Genomic DNA, 25,119 nt, shown 5'->3' on the forward strand with positions numbered 1-25,119 from the left:
TGCGGATCGGGTACGACCGGGGCACACTGCGTGCATGACTCATCACGGTAGGCAGGTGCCGGATCATCTGCTGATCCGGATCACGCAGCGGAACGATCCGGTGTCGGCGGTCTCCGAGGACGACGCGCGCCGCCGGTCGCTCGCCTATCCGAAGCTGATGTGGGGAGCGCCGGTCTTCGGGTACGCCGAGGAGGTGGCCGGCCGGTGGCGGATCCTCAGCCTCAGCGGCGACCAGCCGCAGGGCAGCCGGGACGGCCTCGGCTCGCACTTCCGCCGACTGCTCAGCGAGACGCCGGAGACCGCCGGACACGCGACGCGACGCCGGGAATACCGGGAGGCGATCCGGCTGCTCGACTGGGAGGTGGTCGACGACCTCACCGTGCACGGGCGGCGTTACCGGATCATCCGCGCCCAGCCGTTCATCCGGATGGGGCCGGACGGGCCCGAACCGCCCCGGCCCACCGACCCGGACCCGTACCCGCCGGGCAAGACGCGCGGCGTCCGGTCCCAGGAGGAGGGCTTCGTCATCGACCCGACCGCGAGTACCGGCCTCTCCGACGGGCTACTGCGGATAGAGATGGTCCCCGCGTTCTACAAGGCCGGCATCGTCCCCGACGACGTCCGGGCCGACTCCCGCCGGGCACTCGCCACCCACCCGAACGTGGTGCTGCTGCCGGTCGGCTTCACCATCGGCGAGTACGTGCACGGGAGCTGGCAACCCCGGTCGTTCAGCACGTACCCAACGCCGCAGGCCGCCCGCGACTCGGCCGCCTTCCGGTTCAGCGACATCGTCCCGCACGAGGACGCGTCGCTGGAGGAGATCCGGGCCGCGTACACCCGGGCGCTGGAGGAGTTCGAGGCGCCGCGTACGGACGAGTTCGAGATCCGGGGCGTCCGCTGCCGGGTGACCCGGGTGGAGCGGTTCGTCCGGGTCGGCCCGGACGGCCCGGAGGGGCCCCGCGCCTCCGACTGGGATCCGGAACCGCCGCCGGAACTGCACTGCCAGCAACTGCGCGAGCAGGGCCTGCTCCCCGACCCGGACTGAGCCGAGCGCGGACGGATTCCGTCGAAGGCCCGGCCCGGCACCCGGCCCGCTGCTACGGTCGGGCCAGATTCGCGCGGAGGGTTCCGCAGGTCATCGAGGGGTTGACGGCCGTGTCCGAGTCCCCGCCAGCCGGCCAGCGCGGCCGGGCGTTCAGCGGGACCCGGCAGCCGGGCCGGGTGGTGACGTTCAGCGACGCCGTCTTCGCGATCGCGGTGACCCTGCTCGTCCTGGAGATCCATCCACCCGGTGACTTCGGGCGGCTGTCACACGCCCTGACAGCACTCTGGCCGTCCTTCCTGGCCTACGGGATCACCTTCCTGCTGATCGGCCAGGTCTGGGTCAACCACCACGTGATGTTCGACCACATCCGGGCCGTCGACCGGCTCGTGCTGTTCCTCAACACGCTGCTGCTGATGGACATCGCGTTCCTGCCGTTCGCCGCGTCGGTCCTCTCCGACGCGTTCCACCACGGCGAGGGCCAGCGGGTCGCGGTGGTCTTCTACGGCCTGACCCTGGAGGCGGCCCCGATCCTGTTCAACGTCATCTGGGAGTACGTCCGCCGACGACCCGGACTGCTCGACCCCGGCACCGACCGGACGGTGGCCGCCTCGATCGCCCGACGATTCCGGCTGGCCCTCTTCTGGATCGCCGCCGGTACCGCGCTCGGCGGGTTCTTCCCGCTCTTCGGCGTGGCCGTGATCGCCGCCTTCATCCCGGCGTACTGGCTGCCGATCAGGGGCGAGGCCGCCCGGTCCCGGCACGGCGGGGAGCAGGCCGGCTGACCGTCCGGGCCCCCGGTCAGACGGTGCTGGGTCGGTCGGCACGGCGGGGCCGCCGCCACCGGTATCCGGCGACGAGTCCGAGCCCGGCGAGCGCCACCACCAGCAGCGTGCCGGCGACCAGCAGGGCACGCCGGGACGTGCCCGTCGCCCGATCCGGCGCGGCTTCCGATCCGGCCGCCCCGGCCGCGGCACTCGGGTCGTCGACCGGCGCCGGGGCGGCCACCGCGAACGGGTCCCGGTCCGGGTCGACCGGAGCCGTCGGCGGCCGGATCGCGCCGGGCCAGTACCTCTCGGTCTCGTCCGCCCGCAGCGGCGCCGGCACGCCGAGCACCGCCAGCCCGCCGGGCACGGTGAGGGTGCCGATCCGGTAGTCGGTGAACCGGCCCTGTACGGCGGTCACCGTCCAGGCGCCGGCGTGCGGCACCGCGACGGCCGCCGCGTAGTGCGCCGGCTCCGGCAGCGCCGACGCCGGGAAGGAGAGCGAGCCGCCCTTCCCGTCCTCCAGCCGCAACGCCACCCGGCCGAGATCACCCTCGAAGGGGCGGAAACCGTGCTGGAGCACCCAGAGCCCGACGGTGTAGCCCCGGCCCGGTTCCAGCCGCTCCGGCAGCGGATCCAGCAGGGTGGCCGCCCAGTTGCCGGCCTGGGCCGGCGTCGGGGCGAGCAGTAGGGTGCCGGCCAGCGCGACCAGGGTCGCGGCGACGGCGGCGAGCATGCGACGGGTGCGCATCGTTGACCACCTCCACCGCAGACGAGCCGCGGCCCCGCCGCCCGGTTCCCCCCGCCGCGCCGGTACCCCCGGAAATCCCGGACGACGACGGACCCGGCGCTCCGGGTGGAGCGCCGGGTCCGTCCGGCGTCGCTCGGGTGGCCCCGCCGCCGGTCAGCGACCGGGCAGCGGCACCCGGGACCAGTCGATGTCCGAGCCCAGATAGAAGCTCGGGTACGACGGCTGGTTGTACGTCGTCTGCTGCCGGGCCACCTCGACCCGGTACTGCGGGTCGTGCATCAGTGTGTAGAGCTTGCGGTCGGTCAGCTCGGTGCTCAGATAGATCCGGATCGCCGAACTGTCCACCGTGCGGACCAGCAACTCCTCACGCCAGTCCCCGAGGACGTCGGCGACCAGCCCCGGGTTGCCCTTCGTCCCGTTGTTCGTCCGGGTCCCCTCGGCGGTGAGCAGCCGGCCCCGCTGCCAGTCGTCGATGGTCGGGGTCACCTCCCCGGCGCCGTTGACGATCTGGGTGGTCATGTCGGCCGCCCACCGGATGCTCTGGTTGGTGCCCGGGATGACGGTGCCGAGCAGGTCACCGTCGGCGGTACGCAGGCCCGGCCCGTCCGGCTGGCCGCCGACCACCGTCGCCCAGGTCTCCAACCCCGGCTCGGCGGGTACGACGTCGCCGACCATGCCCCGCCCGGTGTCCACGCCGGTGTAGCCGCCGTAGATCACCTCACCGGTACGGGCGTCCCGCAGCGCGTAGCCGTACGGTGCCCCGGACGCGCCCTCGTGCACCATGAAGATCTCCAGCCCGGGACGGGCCGGGTCGATGTCGGTGACGTGCAGCGCGTCGCCGTGCCCGACCTTGGCCCGGGCGCCCGGATTGGCGCTGCCCGGCGGCAGGACGCCGTAGGAGCTGTAGAGCAGGCTGCCGTCGTGGTCGATGGTGGCGCCACCGTAGACGATCTCCTGCTTCCCGTCGGCGTCCACGTCGGCGACGCTGAGCGAGTGCGCGCCCTGGGTGGTCAGGGTGCCGTACTCCGGGTCGGTGCCCTCCCGGCCGTGCGGGCCGTCGTTGAACGGGTTGCTCATCGGCACCCAGCCGCTGTCGACGTACCAGCCCTCGCGCAGCCGCCGGCCGTCCCAGCGGTAGGCGACCAGGGTGGCCCGGGTGTAGTAGCCCCGGGCGAAGACCGCCGACGGGTGCCGGCCGTCCAGGTAGGCCACTCCGGCGAGGAAGCGGTCCACCCGGTTGCCCGGCTCGATCCGGCTCATCGCGTAGTCGCCCCACATCAGCCCGTCGTCGTGCCGGCCGGGCTTGTAGTGGATGGTCTGCAACTCGCGGCCGGTCGCCCCGTCGAAGACGGTGAGATATTCCGGCCCGTCCACGATGAAGCCCTGGAACGACCGCAGCACGTTGCGGGCGCTGCGCGCCGGGGCGTAGACGTCGAGGAAGTGGTCGACCAGCGCCTCGGCGTCGGGGCGGGAGAGCGGGTAGGTGTAGCTCGGGGCGAGCCCGAACGCCTGCTCCAGGGTGGCCGGCCAGCGCCCGGCGACCACCTCGGGGTGCCGGTGCCAGCCGAGGAAGAGGTCGACGAGCTTCTGCCGGTACTTCTCCGGGGTCAGCCGGTAGTCGTCGGTGTGCGCGTACCCGGCCCGGACGTCCTCGCGGGGCATCGTGACGTACCGCTCGGAGAGCACCCGGCCGCGCTTGTCGTACCGGGTGACCTTGGTGCCGGGCGCGGTCTTGAGCATCATCTCGGCCCGGTTGTCACCGTCGAAGTCGTAGACCAGGAACTGCGTGTAGTGCGCCCCGGCCCGGATGTTGACCCCGAGCGAGACGCGGTGCAGCAGGGTGCCGTCGAGTTCGTAGGTGTCGAGGTAGACCTCGCCGGTGTAGCCGACCTGGGAGACGTCCTTGGAGTTCGACGGATCCCACTTGACGACGTACTCGTACTGCCCGTCGCCGTCGACGTCGCCGACGCTCAGGTCGGAGGCCGAGTAGGTGTACGCCTCGCCGGTCGGGGTCACCCCGTCGGCCGGCTTGCGCAGCGGCAGGTCGCGGTGCCCCTCGGCCCACGGAGTCACGGCCGCGCTCCGGGCACCCGTCCGGCCCCGGACCACCGCCGCGACCTGGTAGCTGGCGGTGCCGGTGCCGGCCCGGTCGAGATAGTTGGTGCTGTCGGTGACGGTGCCGATCCGCCGGCCGTCCCGGTATACCGCGAAGTCGGCCCCGGTCAGGCCGGTACGGCCGCGGCCGGTCGCCTCGGCGCCGAGCAGCCGCCAGCTGAGGAACACCCCGTCGGGGGTGGCGACCGCGACGAGTCCGCGGTCGAGGCGTTCGAGGTGGGGCCCGGCGCCGTGCCCGCCGCCGCCCGGTCCGGCGGTGACCGCCGCCGGACTGCCGACCAGCAACACGGTCACCGAGAGGGCCGCGACGGCCGCCCGCGACAGCGAGGCGAACCTCCGGCCTGCCCTGGTTCGAGATCTCATGGGTCTCCAATGTGGGTCCGACCCGATCCTGCCGGTGGGACGAACGCGACCGGGCTGAAACGATACAACCCACTGAGAATTCTGGATCCCGGGCAGCCTTGTCAAGGTCGTGGCGCCGCGAGCGGCAGCGGCTCAGCCGGACACCGCGATCCCCAGCACCAGGCAGCCGAGGGCGAGCGCCAGGAAGCTGCCGGCGTACCCCACGGTGTCGAGGACCCGGGCCCGCAGGTGCACGGTCACCGCCCCGACGAAAAAGAGCACCAGGCCGGTCGCCGCGGCGAGTCCCACCACCGGCACCCCGAGCAGCCCGAGCAGCAGGCCGGCCGCCCCGGCCGCCTTCAGCGCGGCGAGCGGCGGCAGCCAGGACGGCGGCACACCCACCCGGGCGGAGTTGGCGAGCACGAACTCCGTCCGGGCCAGGTCGACGGCGGCACTCCAGGCACAGGCCACAATCGTCAAAAGGGCCACCACGACGTACGCGGTCAGCACGGCCCACCTCCGGGCTGCCGGTGGACGGGCAGGGCCGAGCGCTCGGCGCGGGGCACCATCGGTAGTCTCACGGGGTCGTTCTCCTCGGCTCTCACGGACACGGTCGTCTCGGGCTGGTCACCCCCATGACGTCTGATGCCTGGAGAAGGTGACCCGTGAGCCCCGACGAATTCCTCGCCGACCGGTTCGCCCGCGACCGGCAGCACCTGCGGGCGGTCGCCTACCGCCTGCTCGGTTCGCTGCCCGACGCGGAGGACGCCGTGCAGCGGGCCTGGCTGAAGGCCGACCAGGCCGACCTGGGCGAGGTACGCAACCTGACCGGCTGGCTGACCACCGTCACCGCCCGGGAGTGCCTGGACATGCTCCGGGCCCGGAGCCGCCGGGCCGAGGTCGCCCTCCCCGACCCGGAGTTCCCGGCGCCGGGCGCGACCCCGCTGACCGCGCCGGCCCGGACCGGGGAGGAGGAGGTGCTGCTCGCCGAGTCGGTGGGGCTGGCGCTGCTCGTCGTACTGGACCGGCTCTCACCGGCGCAGCGGGTCGCCTTCGTACTGCACGACCTCTTCTCGGTACCGTTCGAGGAGGTCGGCCGGGTGCTGGACCGCACCCCGGCGGCGGCGAAGAAGCTGGCGAGCCGGGCCCGGGACCGGGTGCGGGGGCCGGCTCCCGGGCAGCGGCGGCTCGCCGCCCGGCACCTCCCGCTGGTGGCGGCCTTCCTCGCCGCATCCCGGGGCGGTGACCTGGAGACCCTGCTCGACCTGCTCGCCCCCGACGTCGTGCGCCGGGCCGACCCGGTGCTGCTGCCCGCCGGGATGCCGACCGAGCTGCGCGGGGCGCGGGCGGTGGCGGAGGAGACCCGGCACTTCGCCGCCCGGGCCCGGCGCGGCGGTGTCGCCTGGATCGACGGCAGCCCCGGCCTCGTGATCGCTCCGCGCGGCCGGCTCAGCGCCGTGCTGCGGCTCACCGTCGAGGCGGGGCGAATCCACGCCGTCGAGGTGATCGGCGACCCGGACCGGCTCGACCGGGTGACCATCACGGTTCCCGGCGAGACCGGCCGGTCGCCGGAGCACGCCTGGTGAACCTCCGTCCGGGGCGACCTACCGCAGCACGCCCCGGACGGCGAGTTCGAACTCGGGGCGGCGCAGCGAGGCGCCGAAGACCGGGCCGCCGGGTTCGAGCAGCCGCCCGGCGGCGAGGCTCTCCAGCCGTACGGCGTCGTAGCCGATGCGCTCGACGACCCCGGCCACCAGATCCGTCGCCGCCTTGTCGTCACCGGCCACCCCGAGCGCGCGCCGGTCCGGGTCACCCGCCGGCCGCCGCTCCTCCTCGATCTGGTGGTAGCCGGCGTGGTTGAACGTCTTCACCACCGTCGACCGGTCGAGCCGGCGGGCCACGATCTCGCTGCTGCCGTACCGGGGATCTTCGAACAGCGCCTGTACGCCGTCGGTGGGCGGCCAGTAGTTCATCGTGTCCACGACCAGCTTGCCGGCGACGAGTCCGGGGTCGAAGTCCGGGAACCGGTGCAGCGGGATCGCGAGTACCACGAGGTCGGCGTCGCGTACGGCGTCGGCGGCCCACCGGGGCTCGACGCCCGGCACCAGGATCTGGGTGATCAGGGCGATCCTCTCGGGGTCGCCGGAGGCGGCGATCGTCACCCGGTGGCCGGCCGCGAGCGCGACCCGGGCGATCACCGGGCCGACGTGCCCGGCACCGAGTACGGCGATCCGGGGCAGCGACGAGCCGTTCATGATCGGGAAGTCCTCGCGGCGGGAGCGGCCGGCACCGGAAGGGGGCGCTCCGGTCGCGTTCCCGGCACGGCGGCGACGATGCGGGCGTGCCGACGGATCAGACCCCGCTGTGTCCGCACGACCCTCCCCCGTCTCGTTGACGCGTCAAGTATACCCGGGCAACCTGGCCCACCCGCCGGTTATTCCGGCTCGGCGCCCACCCCGGCGGCGGGCGGGGCGGTGAGCCGAAGCTGCCACCCCGGGCCGCGTCCGGTCAGCCGGACCACCGCCAGCGGCGCCACCTCCAGCCGCCAGAAGGTGTCGGCCGGCAGCCGCAGCGCCCGGACCAGCGCGGCCCGGACCACCACCGGATGGGTGACGGCGACGATCCGCTCGCCCCGGCCCAGCTCCCCGGCCAGCCAGCCGTCGACCCGGTCGAGCAGCGCCCGCACGGACTCGCCGCCGTGCGGGGCCGCCCCGGGGGTACCGAGCCAGTCCCGCAGCGCGTCGGGCTCCCGGGCGGCGACCTCGGCCAGGGAGAGCCCGGTCCACCGGCCGTAGTCGCAGTCGGCGAGCGCGGGCACGGCGGTCGGCCGCAGGCCCAGCGCGTACCCGGTCTGCCGGCCCGCCTCGGCCGGAGTGCTGAGGCAGGCGTCGACCCGACCGAACGGCCCGCGCCGACCCGACCCGGTGTGGGCCAGCGCGCGGGCCGCCGCCAGGCCGGCGCGGTCCAGGCCGTCGTCGCCGCCGCCGAACACCGCCCGGCGCAGGGCGGCGGTGTGCGCGTGGGCGACCAGGTGCAGGTTGGTCGGGCTCACCGTCCGGCCGGAACCCCGGCACCGTCCGGCGTCCCGGCGGACCGCCCCGGTCCACCGTCGACAGTTGGCCGTCGGTCCCGACCCCGCCAACCGAGCAACACGGCGAAGAGCAGGCCGATCCCGGTCCAGAGCACCACCTGGGTACCCAGCGAGGCGAGCCGGAACTCCCACAACAGGGTCGCCGGGAAGTCGTCCGGCACCTCCCGGTACGACGGCAGCACGGTGTAGGCCACCACGGCGACCAGCAGGAAGCCGCCGACCGCCGCCGCAGCCCGCAGTGCGTACGGGGTGTGCGGCGGAACCGAGCGGTGGGCGAGCGCACCGGCCCAGACCGCCACCAGACCGAGCACCACCAGCAGCAGGTAACTGCCGGTCCGCTGGTCGATGGTGTCCGGGTTGCCGACCGCCGGAGGGTTCGCCGGATACTTGCCGAACGGTACGACGACCGCCCCGAGCAGCGCCCCGCCGGCCAGCAGCAGCGCCGCCCGGCCGTCGTCGGTGCTGTGCAGTCGACGGCGCAGCAGGACGTACCCGGTGGCGAGCAGGCCGCCCATCGCGGCACCGAAGAGCCCGGTGGCCAGGAACAGCCCGGCGCGCTGACCATCCCGGCCGACGAGTTCCTCGGCGTGGTGGTCGGCCTCGACGCCGGGGGTGGAGTGGGTCGCCGCTTCCTCGATCGCGATCGCGGCGTCGATCCGCGGCTCGCCGACGAGATAGGCGAAGGTCCCGGCGATCAGACCGGCGACCAGGCCTGCGAGCAGGCCACGCAGCAGTACGGACAGAAACGTCGGCACGGTGCTGGGTCGATCAGTGGCAGGGGACGCCGAGCAGGTGCCGACCGTCGTGCATCAGCTCGTGCAGGTACATGCCGCTGCGCGAGACGGCCCCCTGGTCGAAGGCGACCAGGTAGACCAGCAGGGCGAGCAGCGCGACGACGGCGAGGGCCGTCCACAGTAGCCGGGCGGAGACCACCGGCTGGGAGAGCGGGCGGGCCGGAGCAGGGCTGGACATGCGCGTAGAACCTCCTCGGGGATGACGCGTCCCCGTCGACAGGCTGCGACGACCGAGCGTCCTGGCTCGCGGGACCCCGACCGGGTCGGGACCGCTCACAGTGGCGCGACCGCGCCGGACTTTCACCGGCTTCCCTCGTACCGCCGCAGATGGCCAGTCGACCGTAACCGGGCGGTACCCGCCGGTCAACCGGGACACCGCTCGGGCGGCGCGGCCCACCGTCGGCCGGTACGGCGCACCGCCCGCCGCGGGTGTCGGAGGTCACCGCCGCAGCACCGTACCGTTGTGCCGACCCGGGCCGGCCGATACCGTCGCGCCCGTGACGACCCGGGTGCTGCTGCTCGGCGGCACCGCCGAGGCGCGGGAGCTGGCCGCCGCGCTGGTCGACCGCCCCGACACCGTGGTGGTCTCGTCGCTGGCCGGGCGGGTCGCCGACCCCCGGCTGCCGGTCGGCGAGGTGCGGATCGGCGGGTTCGGTGGACCGGCCGGGCTCGCCCGCTGGCTGGTCGAGCACCGGATCGACGTACTCGTCGACGCCACACACCCGTACGCGGCCCGGATGAGGTCGTCGGCGGTGCAGGCGGCCGAGGCGACCGGGGTGCCGTACCTGCGGTTGGAGCGTCCCGGGTGGACGGCGGGTCCCGGGGACCGGTGGCACCGGGTACCGGATCTCGCCGCCGCCGCCGACCTGCTGCCCCGGCTCGGCCGCCGGGCCTTCGTCACCACCGGCCGGCAGGGGCTCGGCGCCTTCCTGCACCTGACCGGCACCTGGCTGCTGGTCCGGGTGGTCGACGAGCCGACGGTCCCGTTGCCGGGCAACGTCACCCTGCTCCGCGACCGGGGACCCTACCGGCTGGCGGCGGAGCGGGAACTGCTGACCGCGCACCGGATCGACGTGCTGGTCAGCAAGGACAGCGGTGGGACGTACACGATGGCGAAGCTGGCCGCCGCCCGCGAGCTGGAGCTGCCGGTGGTGCTGGTGGACCGACCGGCGCCGGTCGCCCTGCCGGCGGCGGTCGGCGACGTGACGGCGGCGCTGGCCTGGCTGGAGCGGGCGCTCCCGGCAGGTTGACCGGCCGGGAGCGGGCCGGGAGCCTGACCGGCCGGGAGCCTGGCCGGGCCGGCGGCGCTCAGCCGGGGTAGGTGCGGGGCGTCCAGACCACGGTCGAACCGTCCGCCCGCCGGTCGGTCCGGGTGGTGGAGGAACCGACGATCAGCAGGCAGCGCATGTCCACATCGGACGGATCGAGGTCGGCCAGCGGTACCACGGTGATCCGCTCCCCCGGTCGGCCCACGTCCCGGGCGATCACCACCGGCGTGTCGGCGCCGCGGTGCCGCAGCAGCACCTTCTGGGCCGCCTCGACCTGCCACCGCCGGCTGGCCGAGGCCGGGTTGTAGAGCGCCAGCACCAGGTCGGCGGCGGCCGCACCGGCCAACCGCTGCTCGATCACCGCCCACGGCTTCAACCGGTCCGAGAGCGAGAGCACCGCGAAGTCGTGGCCGAGCGGGGCACCGATCCGGCTCGCCGCCGCCTGCGCCGCGGTCAGCCCGGGCAGCACCCGTACCGGTACGGCGTCGAACCGCTCGTCGGTGGTGGCGACCTCCAACACCGCCGTGGCCATCGCGAAGACTCCCGGGTCACCGGAGGAGACCACGGCCACCCGGGCGCCGGCCAGGGCGAGTTCCAGGGCGTGCCGGGCCCGGTCGATCTCGACCTGGTTGCCGGAGGTGTGCCGGTGCTGTCCGGGGCGGTGCGGCACCCGGTCGACGTACGGGCCGTAGCCGACCAGGTGCTCCGCCTCGCGCAGCGCCTGGCTGGTCTCCGGGGTGAGCCAGCGGGTGCCGGCCGGACCGAGGCCGACCACCGTCACCCCGCCGGCCGGCTCCCCGCCCCCGGTCGCCGCCGTCGAGCCGGTCCGCGCTGCCGTCGAGCCGGTCAGCGCTGTCGAGCCGGTTGGCGCCGCCGGATCGGTCGAGGGCGCCACGCCGGGGTCCGCGCCGACACCGGCCGCCACGGCGTCGCCGGTGGGGCTGGTCAGCACGGCGAGGGAGAAGTACGGCACCCCGTCCGGGTCGACCTCGGCCAGCGGCAGCTCCCGGCCACCCTCGGTGGTGGCCCGCTCGACGTACCAGGCGTCGGCCAGCCGTCCGGCATCGGCGAACGCCGCCCGTACCTGCGGAAACGTCCGCCCCAGCTTGAGTACGGCGGCGGCGTCGGTGTCGGCCAGCCGGCGGGTCAGCTCGTCGGCCGGCAACGTCCCGGGCAGTACGGTGAGCACCTCGTCCCGCTCCACCAGCGGCCGCCCCAGTACGGCGGTGGCGGCGCTGATCGAGGTGACCCCGGGTACCACCTCGGCGGGAAACCGGTGCGCGAGCCGCTCGTGCAGGTACATGTAGGAGCCGTAGAACATCGGATCCCCGGCGCAGATCACCACCACGTCCCGGCCGGCCGACAGGTGCGCGGCGAGCCGCTCGGCGCTGGCGTCGTAGAACTCGGTGATCGCCGCCTCGTAGCCGCCCGGATGGTCGGTCGTCTCGGTGGTGACCGGATAGACCAGCGGCTCGGTCAGTTGGCCGTCCCGGAGGTAGGGCGCGGCGATGGACCGGGCGATGCTCCGGCCGTGCCGGGCCGAGTAGTAGGCGACCACGTCGGCGGCGCCGATCACCCGGGCCGCCTTCACCGTCACCAGTTCGGGATCGCCCGGCCCGACGCCGACGCCACGCAGCGTCCCCACCCGGCCACCGGCCCCGGTCGACCCGCCGGCCGGCTCGGTCGCGCTCATTCGACCTCGCTCGCGATCGCGTTGACGGCGGCGGCGGTGACGGCGCTGCCGCCGCGCCGGCCGTGCACCACCAGGTACGGGATGCCGGCGCCGTGCTCGGCCAGCGCCTGCTTCGACTCGGCCGCCCCGATGAACCCCACCGGTACGCCGACGATCGCCGCCGGTCGGGCCGCGCCCTCGTCGATCATCTCCAGCAGCCGGAACAGCGCCGTGGGGGCGTTGCCGATCGCCACCACGGCACCGTCGAGCCGGTCCCGCCACAGTTCTAGCGCGGCGGCGCTCCGGGTGGTGCCGAGCCGGCGGGCCAGCTCGGGCACCTCGGGGTCGCGCAGCGTGCAGAGCACCTCGTTGTCGCGGGGCAGCCGGGCCCGGGTGATGCCGGCGGCGACCATCACCGCGTCGCAGAGGATCGGCGCACCGGCCCGCAGCGCGGCCCGACCGGCGCGGACCAGGTCGGGCGCGGCCTCGACGTCGTCGACCAGGTCGACGCTGCCGCTGGCGTGGATCATCCGGACCACCACCGGCGCCAGCTCCGGCGGCAGCGCGGAGAGGTCGGCCTCGGCCCGGATGGTCGCGAACGACCGCCGGTAGATCTCCGCACCGTCGCGGATGTACTCGTAGCTCACTTCTGCCTCTCTGCCCGTGCGGCCAGCGCGGTCGCCGGGGTGCCCGGTCGGCTGGTGCCGCCGGCCTCGATCCGGTACCCGGTGCCGGTGGCGACCGCCAGTACGGCCGGTCCGGCCGGTCGGCCACAGCCACGCTCGCAACCCACCACGTGCACCGGCAGCGCCGCCACGTGCGCCGGCAGCGCCGCCCCGCCCGCCGTACCGGCGTCGGCCAGCGCCTCGGTGACGTCCCGCCGTACGTCGGCGAGCGCGCTGGCGCAGCCGGGCCGTCCGGTGCAGGCGGTCACGCCGAGCCAGGGCGAGGCCGGGTCGACCAGCAGGCCGGCCGTGGCCAGCCGGCCGACGATATCGGGTCCCTCGGTGTCGAGCACCAGGCTGCGCCACGGCGTGACGACGATCTCGTCCGTGCCGGCGAGGTCGGCCAGCAGCTCGGCCTGGTCGGCGGTCAACCGGCCGAGCCGGGTACCGACCACCAGCACGCCGCCCGGATGAAGGCCCACCGCCGGTGCCGGCGCCGACCCGCTCGGCGACCCGACCCGGGACGGCCCGGTCGGGGCCGCGACGGAGGTGGGACGGTCGAGCGCGGTCGAGGCGGGGCGGTCGAGCGCGGCGGTCACCCGGGCCGGCCCGTCGGGCAGGTCCGCCAGCCGCCACAGGTCCCGGCGGTCGCCGCGGACCCGCAGGAAGGCACGGGCGGCCGCGATCAGCAGCTCGACGGCATCCTCCGGACCGGTCCGCAGCCCGGTGTCGGTGCCGGCCAGCCAGAGCACCTGCGAATCGCCGGTCCAGCAGAGGTCCGGGCCGAGGGCGGCGACGTCGTGCCGGCCGTCGTCGAGGGCAAACAGGAAACGCCCGCTGAGCGACGCCAGGTCGGCGGCGCCGCGCAGCGCCGCGTCCAGGTCCCGCACCATCGGGCGTACGTCGAGCCGCCCGGCCCGGTCCCGCCCACTCAGCGGGGAGGCGAGCAGGTTGCGTACCCGTTCGTGGGTGGCGGTGGGCAGCAGTCCCACCTCGGCGATCCGGTCGGCGACCCGGCGTACCGAGGCGTCGTCGGCGAGGCGGCGGAGTTGGAGGTTGGCCCGGGAGGTCAGCTCCAGTGCGCCGTCGGACTCGATCCGGGCGAGGTCGGCGAGGACCCGCAGTTGGCCGGGGCGGAGTTGACCGCCGGGCAGCCGCACCCGGACCAGCAGCCCGTCGGCGGCCCGGTGCGCCCGCAGCGCACCGGGACAGCGGTCCTCCGGCGGCCGGGGGGACGGGGTGGCGAGGGCGGACACGGGCTCATCGTAGAGTCGTGGTCCTCGGCGTCGACCGGCGGCGAGAAAAGCATCACGCGGTGGACCCGGAGGAACCCGGTGCGAGTCCGGGGCGGTCCCGCCACTGTCACCGACCTGCGTACGGGTCGGGAGCCAGACACTCCGGACCGCCGTCACAACGGACCACGACCACGGGCGCGGACCCGGGGAGGAGCCACCCATGCCTGCGGCGGACGCTGCCACCATCCTGCTCCTGTCCACTTCGGACACCGATTTGCTGTCGGCCCGGGCCAGCGGCGCGGCGTACCGGCTGGCGAACCCGGCCCGGATCGACCCGGCCGAGCTGACCGACCTGGTCGACGGCGTCGACCTGGTGGTGGTGCGCATCCTCGGCGGCGCCCGGATGTGGGCCGAGGGGCTGGCGGCACTGCGGGCCGGCACCCGGCCGGTGGTGGCGCTCGGCGGCGAGCAGACCCCGGACGCCGACCTGATGGCCCGGTCCACGGTGCCGGCCGGCACCGCCGCGCAGGCGCACGGCTACCTGGCCCAGGGCGGGCCGGAGAACCTGCGCGAACTGCACGCCTTCCTCTCCGACACGGTGCTGCTGACCGGGCACGGCTTCGCCCCGCCGGTCGCGCAACCTAACTGGGGCGTCCGGCCCCGCCCGGCCGGTCCGGCGACCGGGCCGGTGGTCGGGATCCTCTACTACCGGGCGCACCAGCTCAGCGGGAACACCGGCTTCGTCGACGCGCTCGCCGACGCCGTCGAGGAGGCGGGCGGCCGGGCGCTGCCGGTCTTCTGCGCCAGCCTGCGTACCCCGGAACCGGAGCTGCTGGCGACGCTCGGTGCGGCCGACGCGCTGCTGGTCACGGTGCTGGCCGCCGGTGGCACCCGGCCGGCAGACGCCGCCGCCGGCGGCACCGAGGAAGCCTGGGACGTCGGGGCGCTGGCCGCGCTGGACGTGCCGATCCTCCAGGCGCTCTGCCTCACCTCCACCCGGGCGGCCTGGTCGGACAGTGACGACGGCCTCTCCCCGCTGGACGCGGCGACCCAGGTCGCGGTGCCGGAGTTCGACGGGCGGCTGATCACGGTGCCGTTCTCGTTCAAGGAGACCGACACCGACGGGCTGCCGCGCTACGTCGCGGACCCGGAGCGGGCTGCCCGGGTCGCCGGCACCGCCGTCCGGCTTGCCCGGCTCCGGCACACCCCGGCCGACCGGCGCCGGATCGCCCTGGTGCTGTCGGCCTATCCGACCAAGCACGCCCGGGTCGGCAACGCGGTCGGGCTGGACACCCCGGAAAGCGCGGTACGCCTGCTCCGGGCGATGCGCGACCTCGGCTACGACGTCGGCCCGGTCGACGGTCCGGACGCGCTGCCCGGACTCGTCCGGGCGACCGTCCGCGAGACCGGACCCGACGCCCGCTCCCCCGGCGCCGACTCCCCTGATGCCGGCTCCCGGGACGCCGGGTTGCCCGACGGTGACCGGCTGATCCACGCGCTGATCGCGGCCGGCGGCCAGGACCAGGAGTTCCTGACCGAGGAGCAGCTCGCCGCCAACCCGGTACGGATCCCGCTGGGCCGGTACCGGCGCTGGTTCGAGGCGCTGCCGGCGGAGCTGCGCGAGGCGATGGTGACGCACTGGGGGCCGCCACCCGGACAGCTCTACGTCGACACCTCGCGCGACCCGGACGGCGAGATCGTGCTCGCCTGCCTGCGGGCCGGCAACGTGGTGTTGATGATCCAGCCGCCGCGCGGCTTCGGCGAGAACCCGGTCGCCATCTACCACGATCCCGACCTGCCGCCGACGCATCACTACCTGGCCGCGTACCGGTGGCTGGACGAGGAGTTCGGCGCGGACGCCGTGGTGCACCTCGGCAAACACGGCTCACTGGAGTGGCTGCCGGGCAAGACCGTCGGGCTCTCCGCCTCCTGCGGTCCGGACGCGGTGCTCGGCTCGCTGCCGCTGGTCTATCCGTTCCTGGTCAACGATCCCGGCGAGGGCGCGCAGGCGAAGCGGCGGGCGCACGCGGTGATCGTCGACCACCTGGTGCCGCCGATGGCCCGGGCGGAGAGCTACGGCGACATCGCGCGACTGGAGCAGCTCCTCGACGAGTACGCCAACATCGCCGCGATGGACCCGGCCAAGCTGCCGGCGATCCGGGGGCAGATCTGGACGCTGATCCAGGCCGCCCGGCTCGACCACGACCTCGGGCTGGAGCAGCGCCCGCACGACGCCGAGTTCGACGAGTTCCTGCTGCACGTGGACGGCTGGCTCTGCGAGGTCAAGGACGCGCAGATCCGGGACGGCCTGCACGTGCTCGGCGAACCGCCGAGCGGCGCGGCACAGGTGAACCTGGTGCTGTCGATCCTGCGCGCCCGGCAGGTCTGGGGCGGGCAGGCCGGCGCCGTCGACGGGCTGCGGGCCGCGCTCGGCCTGACCGAGGGCGCGGACGAGCAGGGCACCGCCGAGGTGGACCGGGTCGAGGCGGTGGCCCGGACCCTGGTCGAGGCGCTCCAGGCCCGGGACTGGGCGGTCGAGGCGGTACCGGCCGTACTGCGTGACGTGCTCGGCGACGGCGACCCGCGCGGCACTGCGGTACGCCCGGTGCTGGAGTTCGCCGCCACCGAGGTGGTACCCCGACTGGCCCGGACCACCGACGAGCTGACCCACCTGCTGCACGCCCTCGACGGCGGGTACGTGCCGGCCGGGCCGAGCGGGTCGCCGCTGCGCGGACTGGTCAACGTGCTGCCGACCGGCCGGAACTTCTACACGGTGGACCCGAAGGCGATCCCGAGCCGGCTGGCGTACGCCACCGGGCAGGCGATGGCGACCTCGCTGGTCGAGCGCTACCGCCGGGACACCGGGGAGTGGCCGCGCTCGGTCGGGCTCTCCGCCTGGGGCACCTCGGCGATGCGTACCGCCGGGGACGACGTGGCCGAGGTGCTGGCGCTGATCGGCGTGACGCCGACCTGGGACGAGGCGTCCCGCCGGGTCAACGGCTTCGAGATCGTGCCGCTGGCCGAGCTGGGCCGGCCGCGCATCGACGTGACGGTGCGGATCAGCGGCTTCTTCCGGGACGCCTTCCCGCACGTGGTGCTGCTGCTCGACGACGCGATCCGGGCGGTGGCCGCGCTCGACGAGCCGGAGGAGCAGAACTTCCTGCGCGCACACGTCCGGGCCGACGCCGCCCGGCACGGCGACGAGCGCAGGGCCACCAGCCGGATCTTCGGCTCCAAGCCGGGCGCGTACGGGGCCGGGCTGCTGCCGCTGATCGACAGCGGGAACTGGCGCGACGACGCCGACCTGGCCGAGGTCTACACCGTCTGGGGCGGCTTCGCCTACGGGCGCGGCCTGGACGGGCGGCCGGCCCGGGAGGAGATGGAGGACGCGTACCGGCGGATCGCGGTGGCGGCGAAGAACACCGACACCCGGGAACACGACATCGCCGACTCCGACGACTACTTCCAGTACCACGGCGGGATGATCGCCACGGTGCGGGCGCTGACCGGGCAGGCGCCGAGGGCGTACATCGGGGACAGCACGACTCCGGACGCGGTGCGGACGCGGTCGCTGACCGAGGAGACCGCCCGGGTGTTCCGGGCCCGGGTGGTGAACCCGCGCTGGCTGGCGGCGATGCGCCGGCACGGCTACAAGGGTGCGTTCGAGCTGGCCGCCACCGTGGACTACCTCTTCGGGTACGACGCCACCGCCGGGGTCGTCGCCGACTGGATGTACGAGGACCTGGCGCAGACGTACGCCCTCGACGCGGAGAACCAGGAGTTCCTGCGCCGGTCCAACCCGTGGGCGCTGCGCAACATCATCGAGCGGCTCTCCGAGGCGGCCGACCGGGGGCTCTGGGCCAAGCCGGACCCGGCGACGATGGCGGCGCTGCGGGAGACGTACCTCCGACTCGAAGGTGATCTTGAGGACGGCGACCGAGGTGCCGGCTCGACGTGACCGTCCGGTTGGCGTTAGATGACGTCGCCGGGCGGACCGGCGGAGGCAGCGAGGAACAGGTGGGGCAGATGGAACAGACGGACAGGACGACCACGGACCCGGTCCGGACCTATCTCGACGCCACGGCAGAGCGGCTGCGGGCCGACGGGTGTGTCGTGACGACCGAGGACTGGGCCGGCGTACCGGTGCTGGTCGGCTACCGCGCCGACTTCAAGGTGCAATGGATGGCCACCAAGCTGCACCTGTTCACCATCGCCGCGCCGGCACCCGTGGTCACGGCGAGCGCGATCGAGCAGTTCACCACCTCGGCCCTGGACAACGTCGTGGCCCGCAAGGGGCAGCTGCGCGGCTTGCAGAGCGGAGTCGCGGTCTTCCCCACCCTGGTGAGCACGCAGGTCGAGCCGGAGGCGGTGGCCTGGGCACAGCACGGGCAGCGGGTCCGGTTCGCTGCCATGGCCCGCCCGGTGGTGGTGGACGCCGGCACCGGCACGGCCGCCTGCTTCCGGGGCAACTCGGCGCTCGGCCGGCTCTACTCGGGCCACTTCCGCCGGAAGCTCGCCGCCTACTTCCCCGGCAACTGATCCCGTACGCCGTCGACTGATCGGTCAGCGCACGGGGGCGCCGGCCTCGACCCCGGCGACAGAGGCGGACCAGGAGTACGGTCAGGTCAACCACGGTGCACCTCCCCGATGGTTCTGTCGCTCGGCGGCCGGAGTTGGCCGGAGCGCGGTCCCGGCGTACCGGGCCGCCGCCGTGACGAACCGGGCGGCCAGCGCCGGATGCCCGGCCCAGTGCACGTGCAGGTAGGAGGCGTGCAGGTTGCCGTCGACCGCGCCCTCCTCGACCGTCGCGTCGAGCCCGTGCGGGCGGGAGGGCCGGGGCCGGAACCGCCAGGCCGGCACCCGCCCCGGGCCGTACTCGACCCGGGTGCGGTGGAACTCGTGCCCGGTCACCACGGTCTCCGGCCCGGTCACCACCGTCTCCGGCCTGGTAACCATCGTCTCCGGCCCGGTAACCGTCGTCCTCGGCTCGGTCACCATGGTCCCCGGCTCGGCGAGCAGGCTGGCGCCGGCCGCGACCGCCTCCCGGTAGCCGAGGGTGAGCCGGCCGGTCATCCGGGCCGAGGCGTCCAGCACGCCGGTCATCGGGTGGCCGTCGAGGTCCCGGCAGAGGTAGAGCAGCCCGGCGCACTCGGCCACCACCGGCATCCCGGCCCGGGCCGCCCGGCCGACCGCGTCACGCAGTCGCGCGTTGGCGGAGAGTTCCGCCGCGTAGACCTCGGGGAAACCGCCGCCGAGGTAGAGACCCGCGCACTCCGGCGGCAGCTCCTCGTCGCGGAGCGGATCGACGGGTACGACCCGGAGGCCGGCAGCCGCCAGGAGTTCGTCGGTCTCGGCGTACCGGAAGGTGAACGCCGAACCCCCGGCGACCGCGACCGTCACCGGGGGCAGCCGGGGCACCTCCTCGGCGGGTCGCCACTGCCCGGCCGGCAACTCCGGCGCCTGCCGGGCGACGGCGAGCACCGCGTCCAGGTCCACCGCCCGGGCGAGCTGCCCGCCGAGCGCGTCGACGGTACGCCGGGCCGCCGCCCCGCGCTCGGCGGCGGGTACGAGTCCGAGGTGCCGGCTCGGGGTGTCCAGGGACGCGTCCCGGCGCAGCGCCCCGAGCACCGGTACGCCGGTCCGGGCGACCGCCTGGCGCACCTCCGCCTCGTGCGTCTCCGAACCGACCTTGTTCAGGATCACCCCGGCGATGCTCAGTTCCGGGTCGTAGTTGGCGAAGCCGTGCACCAGCGCGCCGATGCTGCGGGAGGCGCCGGAGACGTCGACCACCAGCAGCACCGGGCTGCGGGTCAGCCGGGCGACGTGCGCGGTGGAGGCGAAGCCCTCCCGGCCGATGGCGCCGTCGTGCAGCCCCATCACGCCCTCGATCACCGCGATGTCGGCCGGCGTCGGCACGTTCGCGCCGTGCCGCAGCAGCGGGACGATCCGCTCCTCACCCTGTAGGTGCGGGTCGAGGTTGCGGCCCGGCCGGCCGGTCGCCACCGCGTGGTAGCCGGGGTCGATGTAGTCGGGGCCGACCTTGTGGCCGCTGACCGTCAGGCCCCGGTCGCGCAGCGCCGCCATCAGTCCGGTCGCCACCGTGGTCTTGCCCTGCCCGGAGGCGGGCGCGGCGATCACCACCCGGGGCAGCCGGGTCACCACTCGATCCCCCGCTGTCCCTTCTGACCGGTGTCCATCGGATGCTTCACCTTGGTCATCTCGACCACCAGGTCGGCGGCCTCGACCAGTCGGGGGTCGGCGTCCCGGCCGGTGACGACGACGTGCTGGTGGCCGGGGCGGTTCCGCAGGGTGTCGACCACCTCGGCCACGTCCACCCAGCCCCACTTCATCGGATAGGTGAACTCGTCGAGCACGTAGAGCTGGTGCCGTTCCTCGGCGATCCGGCGCCGGATCTCCCGCCAGCCCTCCAGGGCGTCGGCGGCGTGGTCGGCCTCGCTGCCCGGCCGGCGGCTCCAACTCCAGCCGGCGCCCATCTTGTGCCACTGCACCGGGCCGCCCTCGCCGGTCTGCTCGTGCAGCCGGCCGAGGGCGAGCAGCGCGGACTCCTCGCCGACCCGCCAGCGGGCCGACTTGACGAACTGGAAGACCGCGATCGACCAGCCCTGGTGCCAGCCCCGCATGGCCAGCCCGAAGGCGGCCGTCGACTTACCCTTCATCGGGCCGGTGTGCACCATCAGCAGTGGCCGGTTGCGGCGCTGCCGGGTGGTCAGCCCGTCGGCGGGTACCGTCTCCGGTTGTCCCTGCGGCATCAGGCAGCCCTCCCCCACCGGCTCCCGACGCCGCCGGAGGCGTCCCGGGCATGGTCGTTTCGGGTACGCGTACCGGTGCGATCGCGTACCGCACCGGTCAGGGTGGCGGCGGCGACCCGCTCCAGTGGCAGGTGTTCGGCACCGAGTGCGTCGGCGAGTTCGACGGCCAGGCCGAGCCGGATCCGCCCCGCCTCGCAGTCGACCACCACCGAGCGGACACCGCTGCCGGCGAGCAGCCGGGCGGCGTACCGGGAGCGGGCCACCGCGTCCGGCCCGGCGGTGGCCCGACCGTCGGTCAGCAGCACCAGCAGCGGGCGGCGGCGCGGGTCCCGGATCCGTTCCACCCGCAGCACCGCACCGGCCCGGAGCAGTCCCTCGGCCAGCGGGGTACGGCCACCGGTCGGCAGCCCGGCCAGCCGGGTGGCGGCGACGTCCACACTGGAGGTCGGTGGCAGCGCGAGTTCGGCGGCGTTGCCCCGGAAGGTGACCAGACCCACCTTGTCCCGCCGCTGGTAGGCGTCGAGCAGCAGCGAGAGTACGGCGGTCTTCACCTCGCGCATCCGCTGCCGCGCCGCCATCGAGCCGGAGGCGTCGACGCAGAAGAGGATCAGGTTCCCCTCCCGGCCCTGCCGTACCGGCACCCGGAGGTCCTGCGGCCGCAGTTCCAGCCCCGGGCCGCGCCGGCCGCGCAGCCGCTGGTGCGGGGCTGCCGCCCAGAGCGTGGCGACCAGGTGTGGCCGGTTGCCGGCAGCCGCCCCGGCCGGCGTGGTCCGGATCGTCTGCCCGACCGTGGTGACCGCCGGTGAGCGGCGCCCGGCGACGCCCGCCCCGACGCCCGGTACGACCAGCAGCCGGGCCCGGTACGGCCGCCCGGCGGCGAGTGTCCGGCTGCCACCCGACCCCTCGCCCGCCGGCCTGTCCGGATCCGCCGAGCCGTCCGGTGCCGCCGAGCCGTGCGGCCCGGCCGGCACCTGCACCCGGTCCGGCCGCTCGGCTCCCATGCCGTCGGTCGTGCCGTCCGGCCCGGCGTCGGCCCCCGGGGCGGGACCGGTGCCCGGCGGGTTCCCCGGCACCGGGCCGTCGTCCGGTGGCTGGGCACCACCCGGCCCACCCGGATCGGGCTCGTCCGACCCGGGACCCTGCGGCGGCGGACCACCGTCCGGGGGCGGCTCGGCCGGCTGGTCGAGTCCGGCGTCGGCGAGCGCCTGGTCGAGCCGCTCCTGTTCGATGCCGGGCGGGTCGAACGGGTCCCGCCGACGCCGGTGCGGCAGCGCCAGCCGGGCGGCGGCACGGATGTCCACCCCGGTGACCGTGGTACGCCCACACCACGCGGCGTGCGCCATCGCGGTCCGCGCGGTCACCAGGTCGGCGCGCATCCCGTCCACCTCGAACGAGGCGCAGACCATCGCGATCCGGTACAGGGTGTCGTCGTCGAGTTTCACCTCGGGGAGGAGCCGACGGGCTCGGGCGATCCGGGCGGCGCGCTCGGCGTCCGCCGCCGCGTACCGGCCGGCGAACCCGTCCGGGTCCGCCTCGTAGCCGAGTCGCCGCCGGGTCACCTCGGCCCGTACCGCCGGGTCCCGGCTGGCGGCCACCTCGACGGTCAGGCCGAACCGGTCCAGCAGTTGCGGGCGGAGTTCCCCCTCCTCCGGGTTCATCGTGCCGACCAGGACGAACCGGGCGGCGTGGGCGACCGAGACGCCCTCCCGTTCCACGGTGGCCCGACCCATCGCCGCCGCGTCCAGCAACACGTCGACCAGGTGGTCGTGCAGCAGGTTGACCTCGTCGACGTAGAGCAGTCCCCGATGCGCCGAGGCGAGCAGCCCCGGCTCGTACGCGGTGACGCCGTCGCGCAGCGCCCGTTCCAGGTGCAGGGCGCCGAGTACCCGGTCCTCGGTGGCGCCGACCGGCAGCTCGACCAGCCGGGCCGGCCGGGTCGCCGACGGTGCCGCCGGTTCGTGCGGCCCGTCCGGGCAGTCCGGGTCCGGTGCGGCCGGATCGCAGGAGAACCGGCAGCCGGTGACGACGGTCACCGGTGGCAGCAGTGCGGTCAGCGCCCGGACGATGGTGGACTTCGCGGTCCCCTTCTCGCCCCGGATCAGCACCCCGCCGATGGCCGGCGAGACGGCGCTGAGGGTGAGGGCGAGGGCCATGTCGTCCATTCCGACGACGGCGGAGAACGGGTACGACCGCACGGGGCCAACCTCCTGCCTCGCGGGTGTCCACGCCCGCGACCGGTCCGGTACCGGGCCGCCCGGAGGGCCGACCCGGGACGGGGGCGGAGTGTCTGGCTCCCGGCCGTCGGCCGGTCACAGTGGCGGGACCGCCCCGGAGTCGCCGGCCCTGTCGGACCGACCCACCGGTGTTCCTCGCCGCACCGTCGCCGCCGATGATGACACAGCCCGGCCGACCGGGCACCGTCGGCGGCGGCGCAGCTCGGATCGCGGTGGTCCACGGCACCGGCGGGCCGGCGGGTCCGACGATGACCCGGCTCACCCGGCGGGGCATCGGCGGCGGCGGGTCGGCTAACGTTCCGGCTCGTGACCGCGACGAGTGCCAGAGCTGGGCTGACCGTGGTCGGCATCGGCGCGGACGGCTGGGCCGGGCTCGGCGACGCCGGCCGGCGGGCGTTGCAAGACGCCGAGGTCGTGCTCGGCGGACGCCGGCAGCTCGACCTGCTCCCGGCGGAGCTGCGGGCCGAGCGGGTGAGCTGGCCGAGCCCGCTGCTGCCGGCGCTGCCCGGCCTGCTCGACGGGTACGCCGATCGCCGGCTCGCCGTCCTGGCCAGCGGCGATCCGATGTGGTTCGGGATCGGGGTGCGGATCGTCGAACTGGTCGGCCCGGACCGGGTGCAGGTACTGCCGCACCCGTCGTCGATCAGCCTGGCCTGTGCCCGGCTCGGCTGGCCGGTCGAGCGGGTCGCCGTGGTCAGCGCGGTCGGCCGCGACCTGGCCCGGGTACGCCGGGTGCTCGCCCCCGGCCGGCGGATCCTGGTACTCAGCGCGGACGCGTCCACTCCGTCGGCCCTGGCCGCCCTGCTCACCGACGCCGGCTACGGGGCGAGCCGGCTGGTCGTGCTCTCGTCCCTCGGCACCGGGCGGAAGCCGCAGCTCGACGGCACCGGTCGGGAGCCGCAGCTCGACGGCGGCGGGCAGGAGCCGCAGCTCGACGGCGGCGGTCGGGAGCGTCGGCTCGACGGGACGGCCGAGGAGTGGTCGCATCCGCCGGGTGATCCGTTGAACGTGGTGGCGGTGCACGCCACGGCCGGGCCGGACGCCGTACTCCGGTCGACGGTGCCGGGGCTGCCCGACGAGGCGTACGCGCACGACGGCGCGCTGACCAAGCGGGAGGCGAGGGCGCTGGCGCTGGCCCGGCTCGCCCCGGCCCCCGACGAGCTGCTCTGGGACGTCGGCGCGGGTTCGGGCAGCATCGGCATCGAGTGGTTGCGGGCCGAGCCGAACGCCCGGGCGGTGGCGGTCGAGGCGCGGGCGGACCGGGCCGAGCGGATCGTCGGCAACGCCTCGGCGCTCGGGGTGCCGGAGCTGGCGGTGGTGGTCGGCCGGGCTCCGGCGGTGCTGGCCGGGCTGCCCACCCCGGCGGCGGTCTTCGTCGGCGGCGGGCTGGCCGCCGACGGTCTCCTGGACGCGTGCTGGGCGGCGCTGGCCCCGGGTGGCCGGCTGGTCGCGCACGCGGTGACGATCGAGGGGGAACGCGAGTTGACCATCCGTGCCGATCGCCTCGGCGGCGACCTGACCCGGCTCGGCGTGGAGCGGGCCGCACCGCTGGGCGGCTTCACCGCGTGGAAGCCGGCCCGGGCCCTGGTGCAGTGGGCGGTGGTCAAGCCGTGCCGGTGACCTTCATCGGCGCCGGACCGGGCGCCGCCGACCTGATCACCGTACGGGGTCAGCGGGTGCTGGCCCGCGCCCAGGTCTGCCTCTACGCCGGCAGCCTGGTCCCGGCCGAGCTGCTGGAGTCGTGCCCGCCGGATGCGGAACTGGTGGACACCGCCGACCTCACCCTGGACGAGATCGTGGCCCGGATGGTGGACGCCCATCGGGCCGGCCACGAGGTGGCCCGGCTCTGCTCCGGCGACCCGTCGATCTACAGTGCCGTGGCCGAGCAGCTGCGCCGGCTCGACGAGGCGGGCGTACCGTACGAGATCGTGCCCGGGGTGCCGGCCTTCGCCGCCGCCGCCGCGACGCTGGGCCGGGAGCTAACCGTGCCGACGGTCGGTCAGACGGTCATCCTGACCCGGGCCCGCGCCCGGTCCACGGTGATGCCGGAGACCGAGGATCTCGCCGTGCTCGGCGCCAGCCGGGCGACCCTGGTGCTGCACCTGGCGGTCGGCCGGACCCGTCACCTTGTCGAGCAGCTCGTCCCGCACTACGGCGCGGACTGCCCGGTCGCGGTGGTGGCCCGGGCCAGCCGCCCCGACGAGCTGGTGCTGCGCGGTACCCTCGCCGACATCGCCGACCAGGTCGAGCAGGCCGGGGTACGCCGAACCGCCGTGATCGTGGTGGGCCGGGTGCTCGCCGCCGAGGGTTTCCCGGACTCCTACCTCTACTCCGCCGGCCGCGACCGCTCGGCGAAGCGCTAGGGGGCGGCCGGTC

General features: G+C 75.1%; 21 protein-coding genes and 3 riboswitches. Of the genes, 8 read left to right on the plus strand and 13 right to left on the minus strand.

The window, feature by feature from the left end; translation table 11 throughout:
• Window positions 1-55: 55 nt before the first annotated feature.
• Both C6W10_RS04830 and C6W10_RS04835 read left to right on the plus strand, forming a co-directional pair.
• Window positions 56-1,045, plus strand: a complete 990-nt coding sequence (locus C6W10_RS04830) for a DUF5954 family protein (RefSeq protein ID WP_234361619.1) — start codon at window positions 56-58, stop codon at window positions 1,043-1,045.
• Between the two features lie 110 nt (window positions 1,046-1,155).
• Window positions 1,156-1,827 carry a TMEM175 family protein gene (locus C6W10_RS04835; protein ID WP_107256873.1) on the plus strand — a complete coding sequence of 224 codons (672 nt, stop codon included), beginning with the start codon at window positions 1,156-1,158 and terminating at the stop codon, window positions 1,825-1,827.
• A 16-nt stretch (window positions 1,828-1,843) separates the two neighbouring features.
• Here C6W10_RS04835 and C6W10_RS04840 read toward each other — a convergent pair whose 3' ends face one another.
• The 3 genes from C6W10_RS04840 to C6W10_RS04850 all read right to left on the minus strand — a co-directional run bounded on the left by C6W10_RS04840 (window position 1,844) and on the right by C6W10_RS04850 (window position 5,524).
• The gene (locus C6W10_RS04840) at window positions 1,844-2,557 is read right to left on the minus strand and encodes a hypothetical protein (protein WP_159104467.1); all 714 of its coding nucleotides are present in this window, start codon (window positions 2,555-2,557) and stop codon (window positions 1,844-1,846) included.
• A 153-nt stretch (window positions 2,558-2,710) separates the two neighbouring features.
• Window positions 2,711-5,035, minus strand: a complete 2,325-nt coding sequence (locus C6W10_RS04845; protein ID WP_107256876.1) for a rhamnogalacturonan lyase — start codon at window positions 5,033-5,035, stop codon at window positions 2,711-2,713.
• Window positions 5,036-5,167: 132 nt separating this feature from the next.
• Entirely contained in the window at window positions 5,168-5,524 is a 357-nt protein-coding gene (locus C6W10_RS04850) for a DoxX family protein (RefSeq protein ID WP_107256878.1), read from the minus strand.
• A gap of 155 nt (window positions 5,525-5,679) precedes the next feature.
• On the opposite strand from C6W10_RS04850, the gene C6W10_RS04855 reads away from it, so the two are divergent.
• The gene (locus C6W10_RS04855) at window positions 5,680-6,600 is read left to right on the plus strand and encodes a sigma-70 family RNA polymerase sigma factor (protein WP_107256880.1); all 921 of its coding nucleotides are present in this window, start codon (window positions 5,680-5,682) and stop codon (window positions 6,598-6,600) included.
• Window positions 6,601-6,618: 18 nt separating this feature from the next.
• Here the strand turns inward: C6W10_RS04855 and C6W10_RS04860 are convergent, their stop codons facing one another.
• From C6W10_RS04860 to C6W10_RS04875, 4 genes are all read right to left on the minus strand, one after another.
• Entirely contained in the window at window positions 6,619-7,269 is a 651-nt protein-coding gene (locus tag C6W10_RS04860) for an NADPH-dependent F420 reductase (RefSeq protein ID WP_107256882.1), read from the minus strand.
• A gap of 179 nt (window positions 7,270-7,448) precedes the next feature.
• Window positions 7,449-8,066, minus strand: a complete 618-nt coding sequence (locus C6W10_RS04865) for a histidine phosphatase family protein (RefSeq protein WP_107256897.1) — start codon at window positions 8,064-8,066, stop codon at window positions 7,449-7,451.
• Window positions 8,063-8,860 (minus strand): CbtA family protein, encoded by a 798-nt coding sequence (locus tag C6W10_RS04870; protein WP_107256899.1) that lies wholly within the window; start codon window positions 8,858-8,860, stop codon window positions 8,063-8,065. The genes C6W10_RS04865 and C6W10_RS04870 overlap by 4 nt, the downstream gene beginning before the upstream one ends.
• Before the next feature lie 13 nt (window positions 8,861-8,873).
• Window positions 8,874-9,077, minus strand: coding sequence for a CbtB-domain containing protein (locus C6W10_RS04875; RefSeq protein ID WP_107256901.1), 204 nt, complete (start codon window positions 9,075-9,077; stop codon window positions 8,874-8,876).
• 56 nt (window positions 9,078-9,133) lie between these two features.
• A riboswitch (cobalamin riboswitch) is annotated at window positions 9,134-9,211 on the minus strand.
• Between the two features lie 185 nt (window positions 9,212-9,396).
• Between C6W10_RS04875 and C6W10_RS04880 the strand changes: the two genes are divergently transcribed.
• Complete coding sequence (locus C6W10_RS04880; RefSeq protein ID WP_107256902.1) at window positions 9,397-10,149, plus strand: cobalt-precorrin-6A reductase; 753 nt, start codon at window positions 9,397-9,399, stop codon at window positions 10,147-10,149.
• A gap of 58 nt (window positions 10,150-10,207) precedes the next feature.
• Here the strand turns inward: C6W10_RS04880 and C6W10_RS04885 are convergent, their stop codons facing one another.
• The 3 genes from C6W10_RS04885 to C6W10_RS04895 are packed head-to-tail and all read right to left on the minus strand — an operon-like array spanning window position 10,208 to window position 13,760.
• Window positions 10,208-11,860, minus strand: a complete 1,653-nt coding sequence (locus tag C6W10_RS04885; RefSeq protein ID WP_107256904.1) for a precorrin-2 C(20)-methyltransferase — start codon at window positions 11,858-11,860, stop codon at window positions 10,208-10,210.
• Window positions 11,857-12,486 (minus strand): precorrin-8X methylmutase, encoded by a 630-nt coding sequence (locus tag C6W10_RS04890; protein ID WP_107256906.1) that lies wholly within the window; start codon window positions 12,484-12,486, stop codon window positions 11,857-11,859. The genes C6W10_RS04885 and C6W10_RS04890 overlap by 4 nt, the downstream gene beginning before the upstream one ends.
• A complete protein-coding gene (locus C6W10_RS04895) occupies window positions 12,483-13,760 on the minus strand; it encodes a precorrin-3B synthase (RefSeq protein ID WP_107256908.1) in 1,278 nt (425 codons plus the stop codon). The genes C6W10_RS04890 and C6W10_RS04895 overlap by 4 nt, the downstream gene beginning before the upstream one ends.
• Before the next feature lie 68 nt (window positions 13,761-13,828).
• Window positions 13,829-13,902, plus strand: a riboswitch (cobalamin riboswitch).
• Between the two features lie 57 nt (window positions 13,903-13,959).
• On the opposite strand from C6W10_RS04895, the gene cobN reads away from it, so the two are divergent.
• Both cobN and C6W10_RS04905 read left to right on the plus strand, forming a co-directional pair.
• Window positions 13,960-17,697, plus strand: a complete 3,738-nt coding sequence (gene cobN / locus C6W10_RS04900) for a cobaltochelatase subunit CobN (RefSeq protein WP_107256909.1) — start codon at window positions 13,960-13,962, stop codon at window positions 17,695-17,697.
• A 68-nt stretch (window positions 17,698-17,765) separates the two neighbouring features.
• Entirely contained in the window at window positions 17,766-18,278 is a 513-nt protein-coding gene (locus C6W10_RS04905) for a levansucrase (protein WP_107256911.1), read from the plus strand.
• Between the two features lie 81 nt (window positions 18,279-18,359).
• On the opposite strand, the gene C6W10_RS04910 is transcribed toward C6W10_RS04905, so the two are convergent.
• The 3 genes from C6W10_RS04910 to C6W10_RS04920 are packed head-to-tail and all read right to left on the minus strand — an operon-like array spanning window position 18,360 to window position 22,671.
• On the minus strand, window positions 18,360-19,898 hold the full coding sequence (locus C6W10_RS04910; RefSeq protein ID WP_199853868.1) for a cobyrinate a,c-diamide synthase: 1,539 nt from the start codon (window positions 19,896-19,898) through the stop codon (window positions 18,360-18,362).
• Window positions 19,895-20,509: a cob(I)yrinic acid a,c-diamide adenosyltransferase gene (gene cobO, locus C6W10_RS04915; protein ID WP_107263668.1), complete on the minus strand. Its 615-nt coding sequence runs from the start codon at window positions 20,507-20,509 to the stop codon at window positions 19,895-19,897. The genes C6W10_RS04910 and cobO overlap by 4 nt, the downstream gene beginning before the upstream one ends.
• On the minus strand, window positions 20,509-22,671 hold the full coding sequence (locus C6W10_RS04920) for a magnesium chelatase subunit D family protein (protein WP_199853989.1): 2,163 nt from the start codon (window positions 22,669-22,671) through the stop codon (window positions 20,509-20,511). The genes cobO and C6W10_RS04920 overlap by 1 nt, the downstream gene beginning before the upstream one ends.
• Window positions 22,672-22,790: 119 nt before the next feature.
• Window positions 22,791-22,880: riboswitch (cobalamin riboswitch) on the minus strand.
• Window positions 22,881-23,049: 169 nt separating this feature from the next.
• Between C6W10_RS04920 and cbiE the strand changes: the two genes are divergently transcribed.
• Entirely contained in the window at window positions 23,050-24,363 is a 1,314-nt protein-coding gene (cbiE, locus tag C6W10_RS04925) for a precorrin-6y C5,15-methyltransferase (decarboxylating) subunit CbiE (protein ID WP_107256916.1), read from the plus strand.
• Window positions 24,354-25,106 (plus strand): precorrin-4 C(11)-methyltransferase, encoded by a 753-nt coding sequence (gene cobM / locus C6W10_RS04930; protein ID WP_107256918.1) that lies wholly within the window; start codon window positions 24,354-24,356, stop codon window positions 25,104-25,106. The genes cbiE and cobM overlap by 10 nt, the downstream gene beginning before the upstream one ends.
• Window positions 25,107-25,119 lie beyond the last annotated feature (13 nt).

Source organism: Plantactinospora sp. BB1 (assembly GCF_003030385.1).
In the GTDB taxonomy this organism is placed as follows: Bacteria; Actinomycetota; Actinomycetes; order Mycobacteriales; family Micromonosporaceae; genus Plantactinospora.

What these genes read in the sequence shown, in the direction of transcription:
- C6W10_RS04905 (WP_107256911.1), top strand. Translation starts at nt 17,766, where the DNA reads ATGGAACAGACGGACAGGACGACCACGGACCCGGTCCGGACCTATCTC.
- C6W10_RS04845 (WP_107256876.1), bottom strand. Translation starts at nt 5,035, where the DNA reads ATGAGATCTCGAACCAGGGCAGGCCGGAGGTTCGCCTCGCTGTCGCGG.
- cobN (WP_107256909.1), top strand. Translation starts at nt 13,960, where the DNA reads ATGCCTGCGGCGGACGCTGCCACCATCCTGCTCCTGTCCACTTCGGAC.
- C6W10_RS04875 (WP_107256901.1), bottom strand. Translation starts at nt 9,077, where the DNA reads ATGTCCAGCCCTGCTCCGGCCCGCCCGCTCTCCCAGCCGGTGGTCTCC.
- C6W10_RS04885 (WP_107256904.1), bottom strand. Translation starts at nt 11,860, where the DNA reads ATGAGCGCGACCGAGCCGGCCGGCGGGTCGACCGGGGCCGGTGGCCGG.
- C6W10_RS04840 (WP_159104467.1), bottom strand. Translation starts at nt 2,557, where the DNA reads ATGCGCACCCGTCGCATGCTCGCCGCCGTCGCCGCGACCCTGGTCGCG.
- cobO (WP_107263668.1), bottom strand. Translation starts at nt 20,509, where the DNA reads ATGCCGCAGGGACAACCGGAGACGGTACCCGCCGACGGGCTGACCACC.
- C6W10_RS04920 (WP_199853989.1), bottom strand. Translation starts at nt 22,671, where the DNA reads ATGGACGACATGGCCCTCGCCCTCACCCTCAGCGCCGTCTCGCCGGCC.
- C6W10_RS04860 (WP_107256882.1), bottom strand. Translation starts at nt 7,269, where the DNA reads ATGAACGGCTCGTCGCTGCCCCGGATCGCCGTACTCGGTGCCGGGCAC.